Origin of the sequence: Variovorax terrae (assembly GCF_022809125.1) — a bacterium.
Lineage (GTDB): Bacteria > Pseudomonadota > Gammaproteobacteria > Burkholderiales > Burkholderiaceae_C > Variovorax_A > Variovorax_A terrae.
Window position 1 is genome coordinate 1,076,863 of sequence record NZ_JALGBI010000001.1, and the last position, 22,057, is coordinate 1,098,919.

Sequence of the window (22,057 nt, forward strand, 5' to 3'; positions counted from 1 at the left end):
CCCATGAAAGTGACTCGTCGCATCGCCGCGGGCGTGATGCTCGCACTGCTGCCGTTGACCGCTGCATTGGCGCAAGGCACCTGGCCCTCGAAACCCATCAAGATCGTCGTCCCGTTCCCGCCGGGCGGCAGCTCGGACGTGGTCGCACGGTTGCTGGCCAATGGGTTGACGGAGAAGCTGGGGCAGCCGGTCATCGTCGACAACAAGGCTGGGGCGGGCACCGTGATTGGCACCGATGCCGTGGCCAAGAGCCCCGCAGACGGCTACACGCTGCTGTGGATGACGACACCGTTCGCCATCAACGAGACCCTGGTGAAGCCGCTGCCGTACAACACGTTCAAGGACTTCACGCCGGTCGTGGACGTGGTGGCAATGCCGCTCGTGATGATCGTGCACCCGAGCTCGCCGGCAAAGACCGTGCACGACCTGGTCGAGATGGCGAAGAAATCCCCGGGCAAGCTGTCGTATGGCTCCTCCGGCAATGGCGGGTCACCCCACCTGGCGATGGAGATGTTCAAGGCGGCGACCGGCGTGCAGATCAACCACGTGCCCTATCGCGGCAGTGCGCCCGCGGTGAACGACCTGATCGCCGGCCAGACCGACGTGGTCATCGACACCGTCCTTCTCACGACGCCGCAGGTCCAGGGCGGCAAGGCCCGCGCGCTCGCACAGACGGGGCCCAGGCGCTCGAGCTACCTGCCCGACGTGCCGACCATGGCCGAAGCGGGCATTGCCGGCTACGAGGTGACGTCGTGGCTGTCGCTGACCGCGCCGGCGGGGACGCCCGCACCGGTGATCCAGAAGATCAATGCCGCGGCCAATGACGTGCTCAAGGCGCCCGCGGTCCGCGAGCAGCTCACCAAACAGGGGCTCGACATCATCGCGGGCACCCCCGAAGACGCCGCGAAGCATCTGCGCGCGGAAGTGGAGCGCTGGGGCAAGGCTGTGAAAGCGTCCGGCGCGAAGCCCGAGTGAGGACGCGCCGATGACGGACCAGCAGAAGAAACGCGGCGGGCCGCTGTCGCGGCTGCGCGTGCTCGACCTCGGCACCATGGTCGCGGGGCCGGTGGCCGCGACCCTGATGGCGGACTTCGGCGCCGACGTGATCAAGGTCGAACAGCCCGGCGGCGGCGACACGCTGCGCGGCCTTGGGCCGTTCCACGAAGATGAGTGCCTCTGGTGGCAGCTCGAAGGCCGCAACAAGAGATGCGTGTCGATCGACCTGCGGCAGCCTGAAGGGCAGGCGCTGCTGAAGAAGCTGGTGGCCAAGGCCGATGTGCTGATCGAGAACTTCCGCCCGGGCACGCTCGAGAAGTGGGGCTGCGGCTATGCGCAGCTCTCCGAAGTGAATCCCGCGCTCGTCATGCTGAGCGTGTCCGGCTTTGGGCAGACCGGGCCGTACTCGCAGCGGGCGGGGTATGACCGCATCGCGCTTGCCTTCAGCGGCGTCATGGGCATCACTGGCTACTCGGACCGTCCTCCCGTGCGGATCGGCACCAGCATGGCGGACTATTCGACCGCCACCATGGGCGCCTTTGCCGTGATGATGGCGCTCTACCATCGGGACACGAACGGCGGCAAGGGGCAGCAGATCGACCTCGCGCTCTACGAGTCCGTGTTCCGTTTCACGGACTCCATGGTGCTGGCCTATGACAAGCTCGGGCGCATGCGCCAGCGGACGGGCAACGTGCACCAGGCGGCGGCACCCGGCAATACATTCGAGACCCGGGACGGCCGCTTCCTGATCATGACGATCTCCGGCGACACGCTGTTCCGCAAGCTGTGCCAGGCGATGGGCATGCCCGCAATGGCGGACGATCCGCGCTATGCGAGCCACACGCTGCGCTGGGAGCACATCGACGAACTCAACGACCGGGTCGCGCGCTGGATTGCCAGCAATGAAGTCGAGACCGTCACGTCGGCGCTGACGCGGCACGGCATCCCGTTCTCGCTCGCGCTGACAGTCGCCGACATCCTGCAGGACCCGCACTACGCGGCGCGCGGCAACCTTGAAACCGTGGAGCATCCGAAGCTGGGGCCGCTGCGCATGCAGGGCATCGTGCCGAAGATGCTGGGGACGCCCGCCGAACCCATCGCACCGGCGCATGGCGTCGGCGAGGACAACGAAGACGTGTTCAGCGGCCTGCTCGGAATGGATCGCGCAGAGATCCATCGGCTGCAGCAGGCTGGCGTCATCTGAGGAGCAGGGGCATGGGCGTGTTGTCCGGTGTGCGGGTGCTCGAGCTGGCGGCGATTGGCCCCGTGCCGTGGTGCGTGATGCTGCTCGCAGACATGGGCGCAGATATCGTGCGCATTGACCGGCCCGGCAGCGGCAAGGGCCAGGAGCCGATGGGCCGCGGGCGCGTGTCGGTCGAGCTCGATCTGAAGCAGGCGGCCGGCCTCGCCCACGCGCGTGAACTCGTGGCGTGCGCGGACGTGCTCATCGAAGGCATGCGGCCGGGGGCCGCGGAACGCCTGGGCCTGGGGCCGGACACCTGCCTCCAGCTCAACCCTGCGCTCGTGTTCGCGCGCATGACAGGATGGGGCCAGGACGGCCCGCTGGCGGCGCGCGCCGGGCACGACCTCAACTACATCGCACTGACCGGCGCATTGCATGCGATCGGCCGCGGCGACAAGCCGGTTCCGCCACTGAACCTGGTGGGCGACTACGGCGGTGGCGGCGCGTTTCTGGCCATCGGCCTGCTGGCCGCCTTGCTCAAGGCGCGGCAAACGGGGCAGGGCGAGGTCGTGGACGTGGCGATGGTCGACGGGGCCGCCAGCCTGATGGCGCTGCACTACGAGCGGCTCGCATCGGGGCGGTGGACGGACCAGCGTGAATCGAATGCACTCGACGGCGGCGCACCCTGGTACGACGTGTACCGCACCCGGGACGGTGGCTTCATCGCCGTGGGCGCGATCGAGGCGCAATTCTATGCGCAGCTGCTCGAAGGCTTGGGGCTGAAGGCCGATGAAGTGCCGGACCGCGCCTCACCGGCCCACTGGCCTGCGATCCGCGCGCTGTTCGAGCAGCGCTTCGCGCAGCGCTCGCGCGACGAGTGGGCCGCGCACTTCGAAGGGACCGATGCCTGCGTCACGCCGGTGCTGTCGATGCACGAGGCGATGAAGCATCCGCATAACCGCGAACGCCAGACGTTTACCACCCGGGGCGAGTACGTCGTGCCAGGGATGGCTCCGCGGTTCCGTAGCCAGGCGCGCGGAACGGCGCCGGACAGCACGGGCTCGAGCATCGACAGCGCGCTGGCGCGCTGGCGTGCGGGTCGGGGTTTTGTGTCAACTGCTTTTCATCAGGATGAAGGAGACAAACAGGTATGAAGACGAACATCGATCACCGCCTGTCGCGGCGCTGCGTGCTGCTGGGAGCCTCCGGGCTGGCGATGCTGGCTGCGGGGCCGGTCGTCGCGCAGGGCGCCGCACCGGCCAACTGGCCCGACAAGCCCATCCACTTCGTCACACCGTACCCGCCGGGCGGCCTGTCGGACCAGATCACGCGTTTTGTCGCCGACAAGATCTCCAAATCGCTGGGCAAGCCCGTCATCGTCGACAACAAGCCGGGGGCCGGCGCCACCCTGGGCACCGAGTTCGCGGCCCGCGCCGCGCCCGATGGCTACAACTTCTTCGTCGCGCCCACGGCCACGGTGGCCGTTTCGCCCTGGCTGCGCAAGGTCAACTTCACGCTCGACGACTTCGAGCCGGTGGCCAAGCTGACCTCGAGCTACGGCCTCGTCACGGCGCGCAAGGATTTTCCGTTCAACACCTACAAGGAATTCGTCGCCGCGGCCAAGGCCGCGCCGGGCAAATACACCTTTGCGTCGAACGGCGTCGGCACCATCGTGCACCTGACCGGCGTGCTGCTGCACAAGCAGGCCGACATCCAGGTCGTGCACGTGCCCTACAAGGGCTCGGTCGAGTCCATGACCGACCTGATGGGCGGGCGCATCGACGTGATGTACGACCCGGTGACGCTGCCGCGCGTGAAGGCCGGGGAGCTCAAGGGCCTGGCCACTACCAACCCCGAGCGCAACCCGGAGATCCCGAACGTGCCCACGCTCAAGGAGCAGGGCTTCGACATCGACACGCGCAGCTGGTTCGGCATGTTTGCGCCGCGCGGCACGCCGCCGGCCGTGATCGCCCGCATGGCGGCCGAAGCGCAGAAGGCCATGAACAGCCCCGGCGCGCGGCAGAGCCTGCTGCTGTCGGCGATGTACCCGGACTACGAGGGCTCGGCTGCGTTCGGCCAGCGCGTGCGCGAGGACAGCCGGTTCTTCAAGGACATCATCCAGAAGGAAAACATCAAGGCCGATTGAGGCGCCAGCGCGACCGGCGCGGGGCTGCGCTCCCGCAGCCCCGCGCTGGCAATGCTTTCACTCGAGCCGGATGTTCTTGGCCTTGATGAGCCGGCTCATGGCCTGGGCCTCGCGCCGCATTACCGCGGCCATTTCCGCCGGGGAGTTGCCGATGGCCTCGTTGCCGGTTTCCTCGATCGCGCTCTTCACGTCGGGTGCGCGCGTGATGGCGACGATCTCCGCGTTCAGGCGCTCGACGATGGCCGCCGGCGTTGCGGCCGGCACCCAGAAGCCGACCCAGCTGAACAATTCCAGGCCGGGGTAGGTTTCGGCCAGGGTCGGCACGTCGGGCAGCGCCGGGTTGCGCTTGCTGCCGGTGTAGGCGATGGCGCGCAGCCGTCCGCTGCGGATGTGCGGGATGGCCGAGGGTGGCGGTTCCCAGCCCAGCATGACCTGGCCGCCGATCACGTCGGGCGTGGCGCTTTGCTTGTAGGGCACGTGCAGCAACTCGATGCCCGCCGTGTCCTGCACCAGCTCGAAGCCGACATGGGCCGTGCTGCCGGGTCCGTAGGAGGCGAAGCTGATCCGTCCCGGGCTGGCCTTGGCCATCTGCACGAGTTCGCGCAGGTTCTTTGCGGGAAAGTCTTTGTTGGCGACGACGAAGGAGCCGCCGCGCAGCACCTCGGAGACGGGCGCGAAGTCCTTCTCCGGGTTGTAGGGCAGCTTGGGCATCAGGAACGGCGACAGCGTGAAGGGGTTGCCCGTGGCGAACAGCAGCGTGTAGCCATCGGCCGGCGCCTTGGCCACAGCGTCGGTGCCGATGGTGGACAGCGCGCCGGGCCGGTTCTCCACGACCACCGGCACCTTCAGCGCCTTGGACAGCCGGTCGGCGTAGATGCGTGCGAAGGCGTCCGAGCCGACACCGGCCGGCGTCGGCGTGATGATCTTGATGGGCCGCGACGGCCAGGCGTCCTTCTGTGCCAGCGCGGGAGCGGCGGCAATGCAGGCCGCGCCGAGCAGCAGCAGGGTGCGTCGTAGTTTCATGCTTGTTTCCTTCGGGGATAGAGGAGTCTGGCGCCGCGTCATGCGGCCGGGTAGGCCATGCAGTCCAGTCCCGGCACCGTGAGGCGCGTGGGGTCGTTGCTATGGGCCTGCAGCTGGTCCACCGCATAGTCGGCCACGCAGCCGGCCAGCAATTGGCGCGGGTCTTCGAGGATCACGCGCAGCCGCGTGTTGAAGGCGCGCCAGTCGTCGGGTCCCGCGATGGCGGGCAGGTCGGCCACGGCCTGGGTTTCGGGCGTGAGCACGGGCCGTTGTGCGCTGTTGGCCGCGTAGTGCGGATAGCCGTGGTACATGATCTCGCCCAGGTCGCTGATGGCCCGCGTGTAGTTCCACAGCCGGCGCATGGCGCCTTCCTGCGCGCGCACCGCCTCCAGGTCCAGCGGGCGCGCCACGGTGAACGGCGGCGCGTGCGGCGCGATGTACAGGCGCGACAGGTCGAGCCGGTGGCCTGAGGCGGCCAGGATCATGGCCGCCACGGCGTTGCTGGACCAGGTCACGCCTGCCGTAGGGCGGCCCTGGCGGCCGACGATCAGCACCATGGCCTGCGACCAGTCGATGCGGTGCCGGTTGAACCAGTCGATCACCCTGTGCCCGGTGTCCATGCCGACCAGGAAGAACGTGGCGATCATCACCGCGTTCATCGGCACGCAGGCGCCCTCAAGGTCGCCGCGCGCCTCCAGGTACTGTTCGCGCAGGTCGTGCGCGGTGAAGCGTTCCGGGGTGGCCAGCACGCGCTCGATGTAGCGCTCGGTCACCGCGCAGGCATAGTCAACCATGTTGGCGATGGCCGCTTCGCGCCCGCGATAGGCCGGCACGGCGATGCGCTCGCGCCAGAGCGTGGCCGAATTGGCGGCGCGTGCGCCGCGCGTGGCGACCAGCAGGCGTTCGGCCTCGCCGCGCCAGGCATCGGAGGCCGGCGCCAGTTCGCGCAGGCGCACCAGCGAGGCCAGCGCGGGCGCGAGGTGCGAGACGGCGGTCAGCTCCTTGAAGCCGCGCGTGCTGAGGCGGTAGCCTTCGATCTGCGGCGCGGCACCCGCGCCTGGGAACAGCACGAAGTCGCTGTTGGTGGCCACCAGCAGCGGCGCATCGACCGTGGCGCGCTCGGCGGCTTCCGCCAGGTGGGCGCCGATCGACTGGCCGTTGCCGGTGTAGACGTTGAACAGGTCAAGAAAGGCCGGGTCCTGGAAGTCCTGCGGCCCGACGGTGTTGTTCTGGTGCATCTGTTGTCTCCTTCGAAGCGCCTCGGCTCAGAGCCGGTAGACGTGGCTGGGTGTGCGAAAGCGCACTTCGGCGCTCAGGCTGTTGGCCACCACGAGGTAGCGCTGGCCGCCCGCGTGGAAGCTGCAGGCATCGGTGCCGCCCGAGGTGGGGAACTCCTCCACCACCGACCATTGCCCCTGGGCGTCGAGCCGGCGGATCAGCGAGTTCAGGCTGGGCTGCGGCGCTTCGCGTGTGCCGAGCAGAAAATTCACCTGCACCAGATGGCCTTCGTCGCCATCGGCATCGGGGATCCATTCGAACTCGCGCCCGCCCGGGCCGCTGAGCGCCTGGTGCAGTGCGAAGCGTGTGCCATTCCAGCGCAGCATCACGGTCTGATCGTGCAGGCAGGCAAAGGCCAGCCAGTCCTCGCCGCGTGCGCGGAAGTGGCAGAAGGCGCGCCCGGTCTTCTGCTCGAGTGTCTGGAAGGGCGCGAAGCGCTCGCCGTCCCAGCGCAGGATCTGCGAGGGCGCGCTCTGGTCCGCGTAGGCCAGGAAATGCTGGCCCGCGACCTCGAAGAACGCCCAGTTGTAGCCCCAGGCCGAGTCGACCTCCTGGAACGGCTCGAAGCGTTCGCCGTTCCATGCGTAGACCGTGGAGGGCGCCGGCACGCGCGGTTCGCCCGGCAGCGCCACGCCCTGGGCCAGCGCGAGGAAATGCCGCCCGCCGATCTCGCCATGCTTCCACTGCTTGGCTGCGTAGGTGTCCAGGCGCTGGAACAGCTCCAGGCGATCGCCGCGCATCTCGTAGATGTCGGACGTGGTGCGCAGGTCATACGGGCCGGCACCGCTGCGCAGGTGCGCGATGGCGACGAACAGCCGCTCACCGATGCGGAAATGCTCGGCGTCCTCGCCGCCATGCGCCGGCAGGCGCTGGTGCAGGGTGAAACCCGCCTCGTCAGCCCAGCGGTAGACCAGGGTGTCCACCTCGCTGTTGCCCAGCATCATCGAGGCCGGCTGGCCGGGCACGTCGGCCGCGAGCTGCGGCACGACGAGGTAGCGCTCGCCGCCGTGCACGAAGGTCTCGACCGCACGGGCGCCGTGGGTGTCGAGTTGCGCGATGCGCTCCATCTCAGGCCCCTTGCCAGCCGAACAGCCGCGCCGGGTTGGCGCTGAGGATCTGTTCGCGCACCGCGGCGTCGGGCGCCCATGCGGCCAGCAGGTTCAGCAGCTCGCCGGTGTCGCGCCCGCCCTCGGGGATGTGAGGCCAGTCGCTGCCCCAGATCACGCGGCCGGGCAGCGCGGCGATGATGGTCTCGGCCAGCGGCTGCAGCTTGGCGTAGTTCAGGTCCTTGGCCACGCGGTAGGGGCCCGAGAGCTTCATCCAGCCGCGCCCGCGCTGCATGGCCTCGACCAGCTGGTCGAAGTCGGCGCGCGTCAGGCCGTCGCTCTCCAGCATGTAGCCCATGTGGTCGACCACGAAGTCGACCTCGAAGTCGGCGATGTAGGGAATCAGCTCGCGTACCACCCAGCCCGGGGTGTAGAACTGCACGTGCCAGCCCAGCGGCTGCACGCGGCGGATGCTGCGCTGGATGTAGGCTACGCGTTCGGCCAGCGGCAGCGAGGCGCGCAGGAACAGATCCAGCCGCAGCGCGCGCACGCCGCGTGCGTGCATGGTCTGCAGCGCCTCGTCGCTCACGTCGTCATCGACCATGGCCACGCCGCGCGCCATGTCGCCGGCGGCGTCCAGCGCATCGAGCATGCAGCGGTTGTCGGTGCCGTAGAAGCTGGGCTGCACGATCACGAAGCGCTGCAGGTCGAGCGCGCCGCACATCGCCTGCAGTTGCCGCAGGTTGCCGTCGGGCAGCGTGTAGTGCGGCTGCGGCACGTGCGGGTAGGGCTCGGCCGGGCCGAACACGTGGACATGGGCGTCGCAGGCGCCTGCGGGCATGCCGAAGGCGGGGGGCGTGAGCGACGAAGGCGCACGCATGGGAGAGGAGACAAGGATCTCGTGGCTCATGGGGTGGATGTTGAAAGAAATGAAGAGAAGAATCAGTCCAGCTTGACGCGCCCGGACGCGATCAGCCGGCGGTTGCGTTCGAGTTCGGCCGCCACGGTGCGCTGCATCTCGGCGCCGTCGCCCGCCGCGGCCTCGAAGCCCTGCGCCTCCAGCGCGCGGCGCAGCGCGAGGCTGGCCATCGCGGTCCGCCAGGCGTCCAGCACGCGCTGGCGTTCGGCCGCAGGTGTGCCCGAAGGCAGCACGAAGCCAACCCACGAGCGGTAGCGGTAAGCGCCGAGCGCGGGCAGGCCGGTCTCGGCGTAGCTCGGCACCTGCGGCAGCAGCGCCCAGCGCTCGGACGAGGTGGCGGCCAGCGCGCGCAGGCGGCCGTTCTGCACGAAGGGCACGACCGGCGCGGTGACGTAGGCCATCATGTCCACCTCGCCGGCCACCAGGGCGTTCATGGCCTGCGCCTCGCCCTTGTAGGGGATGTGGCGCGCCTCGATGCCCAGCGCCTGCAGCAATTCCTCGCTCTGCAGGTGCAGGCTGGTGCCGACGCCGAAGGAGCCGTAGGTGAGTTGCCCCGGGTGCGCCTTGGCGTGGCGCACCAGCTCAGCCATGCTGGCCACGGGCAGGTCTGCGCGCACGGCGAACACGCCCGCGTTGGTGGCGGCGATGCCCAGGGTATCGAAATCCGTCAGGGGGTCGTAGCCTGCGGCCTTGTCGATGGCCGGGTTGACCGAGGTGATGGAGGGCGACACGGCGATCAGCGTGTGGCCGTCGCGCGGCGCGCGCAGCGCGGCCTGCACGCCGATCTTGCCGGCGGCGCCGATGCGGTTGTCCACCACCACGGGCTGGCCCAGCGCGGGCGACAGCTCCAGCGCCACCAGGCGTGCCACGCGGTCGATCGGGCCGCCGGCGGGGGTGGGCACGATCAGCGTGTAGGGGCGTTGCTGCGCGAAGGCCCAGCTGGCGGCCAGCAGGCCGGGCGCCAGCGCCAGCAGGGCGCGGCGCGTGACCGGCGGGGTGCCGGGCTCATGCATGCTGGAGGGCTCCGGCCGCCGCCTCGAACGCGTCGAGCGCGGCTTTCGTCCGCTCGTGCAGGGCGGCCAGCATCACGTCGGTGTCGATGCCGGTCATGAGAAAGGGCGCCGCGCCCCGGCGCACGAGCTCGGCCGAGTACACCGGGTCGGGAACGCCGCCGATGGCCAGCGGCTTGCCCGCGCGGCGGCAGCCTTCGAGCGCGGCCTCGTGGGCGGCGCGCACGCTCGCATGGCGGAAGTCGCCCGGCACGCCGAGTTCGGCGCACAGGTCGTTGGTGCCGATGCCCAGCAGGTCCACGCCGGGCACGCGGGCGATCGCCTCGATGTTGCGGATGCCCAGCGGGCTTTCGATCAGCAGCTTGACCGCGGTGGCCTGGTTCAGCGTCTGGTACAGCGTGGCCGGCGGCAGGCGGCGGTAGTCCACGTGCGGCAGGGTGGCGATGGCCGAGCGGTGGCCGGTGCCGGGGAAGCGGCAAGCGGCCACCACGTCGGCGGCCTGCTCGGGCGTCTCGATGCGCGGGGCGATGATGCCGGCCGCGCCGCCGTCCAGCAGGCGGCCGATCACGCCGTAGTCGCGCTCGGGCACGCGCACGAAGGGCGTCATGCCCAGGTCCAGCGCGGTGGCGCAGATCTGCGCCGCGGCGTCGATCGGCAGGGTGCTGTGCTCCAGGTCCACCCAGATGGCGTGGTGGCCGGTGGCCCGGGCCAGCCGGGCGATGTCGGGCGTGCGGCACAGGCGCACGCCGAAAGCGGCCACCGGCAGCCCGGCGCGCAGCCGCTCCAGTGCCAGGTTGCGGGCCTTGCCCTGGAGCCAGGGATCGGGGGTTTCTCCGGGATGTTGTGTCGTCATGGAGTGCATCGTAGGCAATGCCTCTCATATTCGGAAATACTCATTCTGGATGACAGTCCATACTTCTGGTGTATCAAGACACCGTGCCGGCTCGGGCCTGCCGCGGTGCGTCAGAGCCTCAGCGGATTCGCATAGCCCGTCATCTCCAGGTAGCCGCGCCCGGCTTTTTTGCCGTTGCTGTCGTACAGGTCGCTCAGGCCCTCCCAGTAGATCGCGCCGGTGGAACTGCGGCTGTCCAGCTCCTGGTCGTCGAGCACGGCCTTCACGGTGTAGAAGTCGGCCGGCGTGCGGATCATCCATTCCACGGGATAGCTGGCCCGGCTTGCCGGGCTGGTCCAGTGGCGCTGCGGGCTGAAGGTGGTTTCGCCGGGGCTGAAGATGTAGGGGTCGCCGCGCGCGGCGCGGAACGAACCGCCGTCCCAGAGCGTGCCGCCGGCCTTGTTGCGCAGGCGAAAGGCGGTGAGCGCGCTGCCGTCGAACAGGTTCATGCCGATCCAGTCCCAGCCCACGGCCTGCGCGTCCAGCAGTTCCTCGCTCCATTCGTGGTCGAGCCAGGCGCGGCCCTCGACGGCGAAGCGTTGGCCCTTGAGGAAGATGCTGCCGCGCGCGGCCAGTTGCGGCAGGCTGTAGTAGTAGCTGGCCTGCTGCGGCTGCGGCCCCTTGCGCGACAGGCCCTGGCGGCCCTGCAGCAGCACGGGCTGGGTCGGGCTGAACTGCAGCTGCAGCGTGAAGTCGCCGGCCGGCACGGCGGCGGCGTACACGCCGTCCTGGCGCCGCAGCGACCAGTCGCGCAGCGTGACGGCGGTGTCGGCCTCGCTGGCCGAGGCGATGCCGAAGCCCTCGCGCGCGATGCGCTGGTCGTGCCAGAGCTTGCGGCCCTGCACGTCGGTCACGGCGGCATGGGCGAACAGCAACTGCTTGGCTGCGAAGCGCGACTGCATGGCCTGCGTGGCATCCACCCGCGAGCGGAAGAAGGTGACCTGGAAGCCGAATTCGCGCTCGCCGGCCACCGCATGGCCCGTGATGTACCACCACTCGGTGCGCAGCCCGGGATGGCTGCCGAAGTCGCGCGGAAACTGCAGCGCTCGCGCCGGCAGGGCCGATGCGGCGGCGGGCCACAGCGCACCGCCCAGACCGGTGCCCAGACCGGTGCCCAGGCCGGCGGCCAGCAGGCTTCGTCGCGGCAGGCCGAGGGTCATCGGTGGGCTCAGTCCAGCAGCGCGTCGATCCGCTGTTGCGCGGCGGCGCAGTCACCGAAGGATTGTTCGACCCAGGCCGCGTCGTGGTAAGTCGGCAGGTAGCGCTCGCCCGAGTCGCACAGCAGCGAGAGGATGGAGCCGGCCTGCCCCTGTGCGCGCATCTCGTGCGCGAGTGCCAGCATGCCGACGAAGTTGGTGCCGGTGGAGGGGCCGACGCGGCGCCCCAGCAGGCGCGACAGCGCGCGCATGGCGGCCACCGAGTCGGCGTCGGGCACCTCGACCATGCGCTCCACCAGCGTGCGGATGAAGCTGGCCTCCACGCGCGGGCGGCCGATGCCCTCGATGCGCGAGCCGGGCGCGGTGAGCGTGGCGTCGCCGGTGCGGTGGTATTCGCTGAACACCGAGCCCGCCGGGTCGGCCACGCACAGCCGCGTGGCGTGGCGCCGGTAGCGCGTGTAGCGGCCGATGGTGGCGCTGGTGCCGCCGGTGCCTGCGCCCACCACGATCCAGGCCGGCACCGGGTGCCGCTCGTGCGCCATCTGGCTGAACATGCTCTCGGCGATGTTGTTGTTGCCGCGCCAGTCGGTGGCACGCTCGGCGTGGGTGAACTGGTCCATGTAGTGGCCGCCGGTGCGCACCGCCAGCAGCCGGGCCTCGCCGTAGACCTGGGCCGCGCTGTCCACCCAGTGGCAGCGCCCGCCGTGGAATTCGATCTGCGCCACCTTCTCGGGCGAGGTGCTGCGCGGCATCACGGCGATGAAGGGCAGGCCCAGCATGCGCGCGAAATAGGCCTCGCTCACGGCCGTGGAGCCGCTGGAGGCCTCCACCACGGTCGAGCCCTCGTGCAGCCAGCCGTTGCACAGCGCATAGAGGAACAGCGAGCGCGCCAGCCGGTGCTTGAGGCTGCCCGTGGGGTGGGTGGATTCGTCCTTCAGGTACAGGTCGATGCCGTGCGCCGCGAAGCCGGGCAGCGGCAGCGCGATCAGGTGGGTGTCGGCGCTGCGCTGGTAGTCGGCTTCGATGCGGGCGATGGCATGGGCCAGCCAGGGGGTCGAGGAGGGGGCGGCGCTGCTCATGGCGCGATTGTGGCAGGCAGCCCGCGCGCAGGCTACCAGTCTTCCTTGACCGCCAGCACCGCATCGCGGCCTGCGGCGGCGCGTCCGGCCAGCCAGGCGGTGGCCGTGCCGGCGGCCATGACGGCCGTGCACAGCGCCAGCAGCCGCAGCCAGGGCACGGCCAGGTCCATGGTCCAGTGGAAGCTCTGCGGGTTGACCACGTGCACCAGCACCAGCGAGACGGCCAGGCCCAGCGCCAGCCCGGCGATCGAGCCGATGGCCGTCCACGCCGCGCCTTCGCCCGCGACCACGGCCAGGATCTGCCGCCGCGTCAAGCCCAGGTGCGCGAGCAGGCCGAACTCCTTGCGCCGTGCCAGCACCTGCGCGCTGAAGCTGGCCGCCACGCCAAACAGGCCGATCGCGATGGCCACGGCCTGCAGCCAGTAGGTGACCGCGAAGCTGCGGTCGAAGATGCGCAGCGAGGCGGCGCGGAGCTGGCCGACCGACGCGAACTCGATCAGCCCCGCGGCGCCCGACTGCTGCTGCGCGATGCCGCGGATGGCCTCCTGCAGCCGGGCTACGTCGGCGCCGGCTGCGAGCCACAGTGCCAGGTCGTTGACGCGCGTGTCGCCGGTCAGCCGCTCGAAATCGCGCCGGTCGAGCGCGATCGCGCCGAACTGCCGGGCGTAGTCGCGCCATACGCCTGCTACAAAAAAAGTAGCGTCAAATGACCGCCCGTCCTGGACATCAGGCCTGAAAGACCCTGAAAGCCGGGTGAACACCGTGCCGGGCCGCGCACCGTAGAGATCCACCATCGCCTCGCTCACATAGATCGCCACCTGCCCCGGCGGCACGGGCAGCGGCGCCCCCACCAGCGGCAGCGCGCGCGCCGGGTCGTCGATCGGGCGGGCCACCAGCATCACGGGCGGGCGCGCCGGGTCCAGTTGCAGCGGGCTGGCGCGCAGCGTGCCGACGCGCTGCACGCCGTCCAGCCGGGCCACGGCCTGCACGAAATCGGGCGTGAAGTAGGCGCTGTCGCCGGCACCGGCCGAGGCGGCGGTGCGCACGTACAAGTCGGCCGGCAGCACCACGTCGAGCCAGTGCGCCACCGAGTCGCGAAAGCTCGCCACCATCACCGTGAGCGCCACCGCCAGGCTGAGCGACGCCACCACCCCGCTCACCGCCACGGCGGCGCTCTCGCGCACGCGGCGTGCGCGCTCCACCGCCAGCAGGGCCAGCAGGTGCCGGGCCGCCAGCGGGTGCCCGGCTTCGTAGACCAGCGACACCGCCCAGGGCAGCGCGATGATGCCGCCCACCAGCAGCAGCCCGACCGACACGTAGGCCGCCAGCGGAATGCCCAACAGCGGCGGGGTCCTTGCCAGCAGGGCGCCGGATGCTATCAAAATGAGACCGATCCAGCCGGCGCGGCGGCCCGTCGCGGGCAGCCCCTGGCCCTTGAGGGTCTGCGCCAGCGGCAGGCGCCCGGCGGCGCGAGCGGGCCACCAGCCGCCCACCAGCGCCGCCAGCACGCCCAGCGCGGCATAGGCCAGCGCCGCCGCAGCGTCCCATTGCAGCACCGGGGCCACGCCCGAGAAATAGCCGCCGCCCAGATCGCCTCCCAGCAGGCGCAGCGCCAGCGAGGCCAGCGCCGTGCCCAGCGCGATGCCGGCGAGGCTGCCGGCCAGGCCCAGGGCCAGCGATTCGGCCAGCACCAGCCGCAGCCGCTCGCGTGCGGTGAGCCCGAGTACGCCCAGCAGCGCGAACTGCTGGGCCCGCTTGGCAAGGCTCAGCGAGAGCACCGAGAACACCAGGAACGCGCCCGTGAACAGCGCCACCAGGGCCAGCACGGTGAGGTTGACCCGGTAGGCGCGCGACAGGCTGCTCACGCGCTGCGCGGCATCGCCGGGCTCGGCCACCGTGACGCCGGCAGGCAGCGCCAGCGAGCGGATGAACTGCGCCGGATCGGTGCCAGGGCGCAGCCGCAGGTCGATGCGCGAGAGCCGGCCGCCCAGGCCGAACAGGTCCTGCAGGGCGCCGATGTCCATCACGGCCAGCGGCGCGCCCGGAGCGCCGACCGTGCCCGCCACCTGCACCGGGCGGCCGCTGAGCCCGCTCTGCAGCCGGAACGCCGTGGCGCCGCCCAGCGCCTGCTGCGCGGCGGGATTGAGGAACACGGTGTCGGGCGCGAACAGCGCGAAGCGGCCGGCGCCATTCGCGGGAACCGGCATCAGCGCGGGCGCCATCGGGGCGGCCACCAGCGCGTCGATGCCCATCACCCGCAGCGGCAGCCGGCGGCCGCCATCGAGCAGGGCGAAGGATTCCAGCTCCAGCACCGGGCTGGCCGCCGCCACCTGGGGCCGGCTGGCCACCTGGGCGAACAGGGTCTCGTCGAGACGGCCTTGCACCGCCCGCAGCGTGAGGTCGGGCTGGCCGTTGACGGAGCGCACGGCGCCCGCGAACTCGGACAGGGCCGAGGCATTGATCAGGTGCACTGAGAACGCCAACGCCACGCCAAGCATCACCGCCACCACGGCCGCTGCGCTGCGCCAGGGGTGGTGGCGCAGTTCCTGCCAGGAGAAGGTGCTCAGAAGGGCGCGCATGGCGGCTATTGTGGGCGCTCCGCCTCCGGGCCTGTGGAGCGGCTATAACCGGCACATGTCCTACACCCTGACCCTCTACGCGTTCGAGGACGCCACCGATGAACAGCGCCGCGAGGCCGAGCAGCGTTTTCGCGAGGCGCTGGACGCGGCCCTGGGCGACGCCAGCCTGGTGGCGCCGGTCTACGCGGCCTACCTGAAGATCGTGGCCGCGCATGGCGAGGCGCCGGCGCCCGACGCCCTGACCGCGGCCGAGCGCGAGCTGCTGGCGCACTGGCAGGCCGCCGAGTCCGCCGCGGTGACGGCGGCCTTCGGGCCCAACCGCTACATGGGCGAGGCGCAGTTCGAGATCGGGATTTGAGCGCTGTGGCCGCTGTGGCCTCCTAGAATCCACTGCCATGCCCGATGACACCCCCACCTCCTCCGGCCTGTTCGCCGACGACACCGGTCTGGCGCGTTGCGCCTGGTGCCGGGCCACGCCGAACTACCAGCACTACCACGACCATGAATGGGGCTTCCCGGTGGCGGACGACCGGCGGCTGTTCGAGAAGCTGTGCCTGGAGGGCTTCCAGGCGGGCCTGAGCTGGCTCACCATCCTGAACAAGCGCGAGGCGTTCCGGCACGCCTTTGCCGGGTTCGAGATCGAGCGCGTGGCCGCCTTCGGCGAGCGCGACGTCGAGCGCCTGCTGCAGGACGCCGGTATCGTGCGCCACCGCGGCAAGATCGTCTCCACCGTCAACAACGCCCGCCGCGCGATCGAGCTGCGCCAGGAGTTCGGCTCGCTGGCCGCCTTCGTCTGGCGCTTCGAGCCGGACCCGGCCAGCCGGCCCGCGCGCCTCACCCACGAGGCCGTCAAGGCGATGCCGGCCTCGCCCGAATCCGCGGCCCTGTCCAAGGACCTCAAGAAGCGTGGCTGGAGCTTCGTCGGCCCCACCACCATGTATGCCTTCATGCAGGCCATGGGCATGGTGAACGACCATGTCGAAGGCTGCAGCGTGCGCGAGCGGGCGCTGGCGGCGCGCGCGGGCTTCGCGGTCCCGCGCTAGCTGCCGGGGCTCGGGCGCTTGTCCGTGGCCCGGCGGGGCTGGCATGATGCAGGGTTGTTTTCCGTTTCAATCCAATGACAGTCTCCCTGGCGCTATGACCGACACCCTGCCCACCCCCGCTGAGAATCTCCAAACCGAAGGCCCGGCGGCGGCTCCCCGTTCCGACCGCGCCCGCCGCAAGGGCCGGGGCCCGCGCCGGCCCGACGCCGCACCGTCCGCCGCTCCCCAGGCCGCTGCGGGTCGTCCGCCGCGCAGCCACCCGCTGCTCGGGCAACTGGCCGGCCTGTATCCGCAACTGTTCGGGGACAACCCGCTGCCGCTCAAGCGCGGCATCTTCCAGGACCTGCTGGAAGCGCATCCGCAAGTGCTGGAGCGCGATGCCCTCAAGGCCGCGCTGGCGCTGCACACGCGCTCCACGCGCTACCTCACGGCCGTGGCCGCGGGCCAGAAGCGGCACGATCTGCAAGGGCAGGCGGTGGAGGACATGGCGCCCGAGCATGTGCACCACGCGCTGCTCGAAGTGTTCCGCCGCCGCCAGGGCCGCTCCACGGAAGACCTGCGGCCGAAACTGCGCCACCGCATCGTGCAGGCGTTCGAGGCCTCGGGCCTGACGCGCGAGGCCTATGCCGAGCTGGTGCGCAGCCGCGACGAGGCCGCCAACGCGGTCCTCGACGAGGCTATGGCCGAGGCGGCGCTGGGCGCGGCCCGCGACGAGGCGCTGCTGCGCGCCTTCGAGGCCAGCGGCCAGACCGTCGAGGCCTTCGCCGGCATGTACGGCATGGATTCGCGCGCCGCAGCGCGGATGCTGGAGCGCGCCCGCCGCCGCCTGGGCGTCGCTGCCTGAGCCACCGGCGTCCGATCGCGGCGGCTGAGGGCCGGCCTCGCCGGGTTCAGGCGATGCCGTGGGCGCTCAGGTGCAGCACCCGGTCCGCCCGCGCGGCGGCCGTCTCGGAATGCGTGACCAGCACCAGCGTGGCTTCATGCTCGCGCGTCTGCGCCACCAGCACATCCATCACCTTCGCGGCGGTGGCCGGGTCGAGGTTGCCCGTGGGCTCGTCGGCCAGCAGCAGGGCGGGGCGGTGGACCAGGGCGCGCGCCATCGCCACGCGCTGCAGCTGTCCGCCGCTGAGCTGCTGCGGCAGGCGGGCGCCCAGTCCGGCCAGGCCGACGGCGGTCAGCATTGCTTCCACCCGGGCTTCGTCATGCAGGCCCAGCAGCATCAGCGGCAGCGCCACGTTCTGCGCCACGTCCAGGTGCGGCAGCACGTGGAAGGCCTGGAACACGAAACCCACCTGGCGGCGCCGCCACAGCGCGCGCTGCTCGTCATCCAGCGTGCCCAGTTCGGTGCCGGCCAGCGCGACCGTGCCCGCGTCCCAGCGGTCCAGCCCGGCCAGGCAGTTGAGCAGGGTGGACTTGCCCACGCCCGACTCGCCGACGATGGCCACGAACTCGCCGCGCGCGACATCCAGGCTCACGTCCTGGAAGACAGGGGTGTCGAGATAGTGTTTGGCAAGACCGCGGACCTGGAGCATGAAGCAATGCTACCCGTCCGCGCAGCATGTCTTTTCGCGAGACACTGCGGAACCGGCTTTGCCGGGCCGCTGGTGTCGCCCCCGGAAGGGGGAAGGCGAAGCCTCGGGGGTGATTCCAAGAACACCGCGGAACCGGCTTCGCCGGGCCGCTGGTGTCGCCCCCTGCAAGGGGGGAGGCGCAGCGCACGCAGTGCGCGCAGCCTGGGGGTGAGCGTCAATCCCTCCAGCGCGACAGCCAATGCTCCATCAGCTTGCCCGCGGCCTCGCGCCCGCCCAGCCCGAACGACAGCGCCACGGCCACCGCCACCGCGCCGAAGGTCAGGCCGAAGGCCAGGTGCACGATCTCGTTGGCGATGCCCATGGCGCGCAGGCCCATCGCGATCACCAGCCCGAGGATGGCGAAGCGTGCGATGCCGGCCAGGCCCTCGGTGTGGCGGCCGCTGGCCTTCTGGATCGCATCGTGCGCGAGGTTGGAGACCCAGAAGCCGACGGCCAGGATCAGCCCGCCCAGCAGGATGTCGCCGCCGAACTGGATGAAGGTGACGACCACGTCGCGCACCTGCGAGAAGCCGAGCTGGTCGGCCGCCTCGGTGACGGCGAACAGCATGGCGAAGAACATCACCAGCATCGACACCAGGCGCGAGGGCCGGGTGGCGCCGGACAGCGCGAACTGCACGCCCATCTTGTTCGGCAGGCCGTCCACGCCGGCGCTCTCCAGCAGGCTGGCCAGCAGGCGCGCCACGAAGCGCGCCACGTACCAGGTCAGCAGCAGGATCACGGCGGCCGCCACGATGTGCGGCACCGCGTTGAACATCTGGCCGAGCATCTGCACGGCCGGGCGCGAGACGGCGTCGATCCGGAGGGCGTCGAGCGCGGCGATCAGCGAGGGCACGAACACGAAGATGAAGGCCAGCGTGCCGGCCAGCGCCGACAGCCGCACCGAGTGGTCGAGCCCGATGCGTTCGTTGAGCCGGTCGGCTCCGGCGGCGGCCAGCAGGTTGGAAACCAGCCCGCGCAGCACGCGCGCCACCAGGTAGCCCACGCCGCCGATCAGCAGCGCCGCGAAGGTGTTGGGCACCATGTCCAGCAGCTTGTTGAGCATGGCGGTCACGGGTTCGAGCAGGCCGTTGAGCTGGAAGGCGCTGAGCACGGCCGGCAGGAACATCAGGATCACCAGCCAGAACAGCACATTGCCCACGCTCTGGCTCATCGGCGCCATGCCGGCCTCGGCCGAGAGCTTGTCGTCGAGCGTGGTCGCGGCCAGCGCCCGCGAGGCCAGCGCGCGCAGCACGGTGGCGATCAGCCAGGCCACCAGCGACAGCACGGCGCCGGCCAGCAGCTTGGGCAGGTAGCCGACGATGTCGCCCATCATGCTGGCGAAGGGGTTGGTCAGCAGCGACAGGTCGAGCACGTTGAGCACCGCGATCAGCGTGGCCAGCAGCACCAGCCAGAACACGCCGACGGCCACCGGCGATTCGGCGTCCATGCGCGCGCCCGTGCTCTCCTCGATGCGCTGGTTGACCTTGAGCAGGCCGAGCAGCCGTCGCAGCGCGGCGCGGGCCGCGACGGCGAGCAGCCAGCCGAGCGCCAGGATGGCGATGGCGCCGAGGATTTTGGGAAGGTGGGCCCCCAGGCTGCTTTGCAGGGCGGTGGCGAAGGCGGTCAGATCCATGATGCGCTCTCCTTTTGTTGTCGAAACTCGGGAACAGGCTCTCAGATAGGCGCGGGACGCCGCGCGCCCCATTCTTGCATTCCTGCCCGCGGCTTTCAAGCCACGGGGCGCGCTATTTCTGGGCCAGCAGCCGGGCCACCCGGTGCAGCACCTGCGGCAAGGCGTCGTGCGCGTCGCAGGCCACCACCTGTCGCCCAGGCATGGCGCGCAGCCAGGTGAGCTGGCGTTTGGCGAGCTGGCGCGTGGCGAAGATGCCCTTGTCGCGTAGCTCGGCCAGTGCCGGACGGTCCAGCCCGCGCGCGCTGTGCGCGTCCATGCCGCGTGCGTCGTGCGCGTCCATGACCTCCCAGGCCTGCCGGTAGCCCACGCAGCGCATCGAGGGCAGCTCGGGCGACAGGTCGCCGCGCGCGCGCAGCGCCTGCATCTCTGCCAGGAAGCCGGCGGTCAGCATGGCGTCGAAGCGCTGGGCGATGCGCGCGTGGAGCCAGGCGCGGTCCTGCGGTTCCAGGGAAATCAGGGTGGGAGTCCTTGTCCCCTGGTCCTCGGGCGCTCTCTTTTTTGTAGCGTGGAAAGAACTCAGCGGCTGGCCCGAGACCCGGAACACCTCCAGCGCGCGCTGGATGCGCTGGCTGTCGGCGGGGGGCAGCCGGGCCGCCGTGGCCGGGTCGATGCGCGCCAGCTCGGCATGCATGGCGGGCCAGCCTCGCTTTGCGGCCTCGGCCTCGAGCGCGGCGCGGATGGCCGGGTCGGCCGGCGGCATCGGATCGAGCCCCTCGAACAGCGCCTTGAAGTAGAGCATGGTGCCGCCCACCAGCAAGGCCAGCCGGCCGCGCGCGTTGATCTCGCCGACGAGCCGCTGTGCGTCGGCCACGAACTCGGCCGCGCTGTAGGCCTGCAGCGGGTCGCGGATGTCGATCAGGTGGTGCGGCACGGCGGCCAGTTCGGCGTGCGAGGGCTTGGCCGTGCCGATATCCATGCCGCGGTAGACCAGCGCCGAGTCCACGCTGATGATCTCCAGCGGGTGGTGGCGCGCGATCGCCAGCGCCGCGGCGGTCTTGCCCGAGGCGGTGGGGCCGGCCAGCGCGATGCAGCGTGCTGGCACGGCGTCAGGGCTTGCCGGCGTCCCCATGCCTTTGCACCAGGGTCCAGGCCGTGAGCGCGATGCACACGCTCCAGAACCACACGCCGTTGACCAGCGGCAGCACGGTGCCGTCCAGCCGTGTGCCCAGCCAGCCGCCGATGGCGAAGGCCGCCAGCATCATCAGGAAGCCGTTGAGCGCCGAAGCCGCACCCGCGGCCTGCGGAAACGGCCCCACGGCGCCGCTCTGCCCGCAGGGCTGGTGCACGCCGTGCGCCAGCATGAACAACCAGAACGGCAGCAGGATGGCCCAGGGGCCCTGCACCCCCGCCAGCGCCAGGACGCCCATCAGCGTGCCGCCGGTCAGCGTGAGCCCGCCCGCGACCGCCACCGAGCGGCGCACGCCCAGGCGCGGCAGCAGGCGCCGGCACATCAGTGTGCCGAGGATGTAGACGAAGGAGGCCGAGAACATCATCAGGCCGTACTGCGTGCGCGTGAAGCCGAGCACCTTGATGAACACGAAGGACGACGAAGCGAGGAACGTGAACAGGCCGCCGTAGGACGCGATGGTGAGGCACGAGAACGCAAGAAAGGTCGGGTGGCGCAGGATGGCGAGCCAGGTGCGCAGCAGGATGGCGGGTTGCAATGCGCGCGGGTTGCGCTGGGGCACGCTCTCCGTGAAGCGCAGCGCGATCAGCGCGAGGGCCCCCGCGCCGAAGGCCGCCGGCGCCAGCAGGGCGATACGCCAGCCGAAGGCATCCGACAGCAGCCCCCCGAGCGGCACGCACAGGCAGGCGATCACGCCCAGGCCCGACAGGCCCTTGGACATGGCGCGGGCGCCGGTCTCGGGGGTGTAGAGGTCGCGCACGATGGCGCGCGCGCACATCACGGCCGCGCCCATGGCGGCGCCCTGCACGGCACGCCAGACGATCAGCAGCGCCATCGACGGCGCGAGCGCGGCGCCGACGGCGGCCACGGTGTAGGCCGACAGGCCCCACAGCAGGATCGGGCGGCGGCCGAAGCGGTCCGACAGCGGCCCCCAGAGCAGCTGCGAGCAGCCGAAGGCCAGCAGCAGCGCAGTGAGCGTGAGCTGGGCATGCGCCAGCGGCGCGCCGAAGCCTTCGGTGAGGCCGGGCAGGGCGGGCAAATAGAGGTCGGTGGTGACGGGCTGGATGCCCAGCAGCAGCGACAGGGCCAGAACGACCAGACCGGGCTGCATGGAGGACGACGCGGAACGGGCACCCACGGCGGTGCGGGAAGACACGGGCATATCCGTGCGAGAGTACCAGAAAGCCGTGCTGCGCCGAGGGGCCAAGGCCAGTCGCCACGGTGACAGGCAGTCAAGGTGTATCCCTAGGTGCGGGGCACTGGCCTGCGCCAATAATCGGCGGCACCTACCCCGACACAACAACCAAGGAGACCTC

At 70.8% G+C, this 22,057-nt stretch carries 20 protein-coding genes; 7 read left to right on the forward strand and 13 right to left on the reverse strand.

The window, feature by feature from the left end:
* Positions 1-3 precede the first annotated feature (3 nt).
* Genes MMF98_RS05065 through MMF98_RS05080 form a run of 4 tightly spaced genes read left to right on the forward strand, consistent with a single transcriptional unit; the run spans position 4 to position 4,325 of the window.
* A complete protein-coding gene (locus tag MMF98_RS05065; protein WP_243304956.1) occupies positions 4-975 on the forward strand; it encodes a tripartite tricarboxylate transporter substrate binding protein in 972 nt (323 codons plus the stop codon).
* Between the two features lie 10 nt (positions 976-985).
* Complete coding sequence (locus tag MMF98_RS05070; RefSeq protein WP_243304958.1) at positions 986-2,200, forward strand: CaiB/BaiF CoA transferase family protein; 1,215 nt, start codon at positions 986-988, stop codon at positions 2,198-2,200.
* Between the two features lie 11 nt (positions 2,201-2,211).
* On the forward strand, positions 2,212-3,333 hold the full coding sequence (locus MMF98_RS05075; protein ID WP_243304960.1) for a CaiB/BaiF CoA transferase family protein: 1,122 nt from the start codon (positions 2,212-2,214) through the stop codon (positions 3,331-3,333).
* Positions 3,330-4,325, forward strand: a complete 996-nt coding sequence (locus tag MMF98_RS05080; RefSeq protein WP_243304962.1) for a Bug family tripartite tricarboxylate transporter substrate binding protein — start codon at positions 3,330-3,332, stop codon at positions 4,323-4,325. Before MMF98_RS05075 ends, MMF98_RS05080 begins: the two co-directional genes overlap by 4 nt.
* A 57-nt stretch (positions 4,326-4,382) precedes the next feature.
* Here MMF98_RS05080 and MMF98_RS05085 read toward each other — a convergent pair whose 3' ends face one another.
* From MMF98_RS05085 to MMF98_RS05125, 9 genes are all read right to left on the reverse strand, one after another.
* On the reverse strand, positions 4,383-5,348 hold the full coding sequence (locus MMF98_RS05085; protein WP_243304964.1) for a Bug family tripartite tricarboxylate transporter substrate binding protein: 966 nt from the start codon (positions 5,346-5,348) through the stop codon (positions 4,383-4,385).
* 38 nt (positions 5,349-5,386) lie between these two features.
* Positions 5,387-6,586, reverse strand: a complete 1,200-nt coding sequence (locus MMF98_RS05090) for a DUF5624 domain-containing protein (protein ID WP_243304966.1) — start codon at positions 6,584-6,586, stop codon at positions 5,387-5,389.
* A gap of 27 nt (positions 6,587-6,613) precedes the next feature.
* Entirely contained in the window at positions 6,614-7,693 is a 1,080-nt protein-coding gene (locus MMF98_RS05095; protein ID WP_243304968.1) for a hypothetical protein, read from the reverse strand.
* Position 7,694: 1 nt separating this feature from the next.
* On the reverse strand, positions 7,695-8,582 hold the full coding sequence (locus MMF98_RS05100) for an amidohydrolase family protein (RefSeq protein ID WP_243304969.1): 888 nt from the start codon (positions 8,580-8,582) through the stop codon (positions 7,695-7,697).
* A gap of 32 nt (positions 8,583-8,614) precedes the next feature.
* On the reverse strand, positions 8,615-9,604 hold the full coding sequence (locus MMF98_RS05105) for a Bug family tripartite tricarboxylate transporter substrate binding protein (RefSeq protein WP_243304971.1): 990 nt from the start codon (positions 9,602-9,604) through the stop codon (positions 8,615-8,617).
* Positions 9,597-10,454, reverse strand: a complete 858-nt coding sequence (locus tag MMF98_RS05110) for an HpcH/HpaI aldolase family protein (RefSeq protein ID WP_243304974.1) — start codon at positions 10,452-10,454, stop codon at positions 9,597-9,599. Before MMF98_RS05110 ends, MMF98_RS05105 begins: the two co-directional genes overlap by 8 nt.
* A 110-nt stretch (positions 10,455-10,564) precedes the next feature.
* Positions 10,565-11,653: a lipocalin-like domain-containing protein gene (locus MMF98_RS05115; RefSeq protein WP_243304976.1), complete on the reverse strand. Its 1,089-nt coding sequence runs from the start codon at positions 11,651-11,653 to the stop codon at positions 10,565-10,567.
* A gap of 8 nt (positions 11,654-11,661) precedes the next feature.
* Positions 11,662-12,729: a PLP-dependent cysteine synthase family protein gene (locus tag MMF98_RS05120; protein ID WP_243304978.1), complete on the reverse strand. Its 1,068-nt coding sequence runs from the start codon at positions 12,727-12,729 to the stop codon at positions 11,662-11,664.
* Between the two features lie 32 nt (positions 12,730-12,761).
* On the reverse strand, positions 12,762-15,308 hold the full coding sequence (locus MMF98_RS05125) for an FtsX-like permease family protein (protein ID WP_243304981.1): 2,547 nt from the start codon (positions 15,306-15,308) through the stop codon (positions 12,762-12,764).
* A gap of 55 nt (positions 15,309-15,363) precedes the next feature.
* Here MMF98_RS05125 and MMF98_RS05130 point away from each other — a divergent pair, with 55 nt between their 5' ends.
* Genes MMF98_RS05130 through MMF98_RS05140 form a run of 3 tightly spaced genes read left to right on the forward strand, consistent with a single transcriptional unit; the run spans position 15,364 to position 17,195 of the window.
* Positions 15,364-15,666, forward strand: a complete 303-nt coding sequence (locus MMF98_RS05130; protein WP_243304983.1) for a hypothetical protein — start codon at positions 15,364-15,366, stop codon at positions 15,664-15,666.
* A gap of 37 nt (positions 15,667-15,703) precedes the next feature.
* The gene (locus tag MMF98_RS05135) at positions 15,704-16,351 is read left to right on the forward strand and encodes a DNA-3-methyladenine glycosylase I (RefSeq protein WP_243304984.1); all 648 of its coding nucleotides are present in this window, start codon (positions 15,704-15,706) and stop codon (positions 16,349-16,351) included.
* Between the two features lie 43 nt (positions 16,352-16,394).
* Positions 16,395-17,195, forward strand: coding sequence for a ProQ/FINO family protein (locus MMF98_RS05140; protein WP_423837566.1), 801 nt, complete (start codon positions 16,395-16,397; stop codon positions 17,193-17,195).
* 46 nt (positions 17,196-17,241) lie between these two features.
* On the opposite strand, the gene MMF98_RS05145 is transcribed toward MMF98_RS05140, so the two are convergent.
* From MMF98_RS05145 to MMF98_RS05160, 4 genes are all read right to left on the reverse strand, one after another.
* Positions 17,242-17,883 carry an ABC transporter ATP-binding protein gene (locus MMF98_RS05145; protein WP_243304988.1) on the reverse strand — a complete coding sequence of 214 codons (642 nt, stop codon included), beginning with the start codon at positions 17,881-17,883 and terminating at the stop codon, positions 17,242-17,244.
* A 214-nt stretch (positions 17,884-18,097) separates the two neighbouring features.
* Positions 18,098-19,555 carry a mechanosensitive ion channel gene (locus MMF98_RS05150; protein ID WP_243304991.1) on the reverse strand — a complete coding sequence of 486 codons (1,458 nt, stop codon included), beginning with the start codon at positions 19,553-19,555 and terminating at the stop codon, positions 18,098-18,100.
* Between the two features lie 112 nt (positions 19,556-19,667).
* Positions 19,668-20,684, reverse strand: coding sequence for a tRNA (adenosine(37)-N6)-dimethylallyltransferase MiaA (gene miaA / locus MMF98_RS05155; RefSeq protein ID WP_243304993.1), 1,017 nt, complete (start codon positions 20,682-20,684; stop codon positions 19,668-19,670).
* Entirely contained in the window at positions 20,662-21,903 is a 1,242-nt protein-coding gene (locus tag MMF98_RS05160) for a multidrug effflux MFS transporter (RefSeq protein ID WP_243304995.1), read from the reverse strand. The genes miaA and MMF98_RS05160 overlap by 23 nt, the downstream gene beginning before the upstream one ends.
* Positions 21,904-22,057 lie beyond the last annotated feature (154 nt).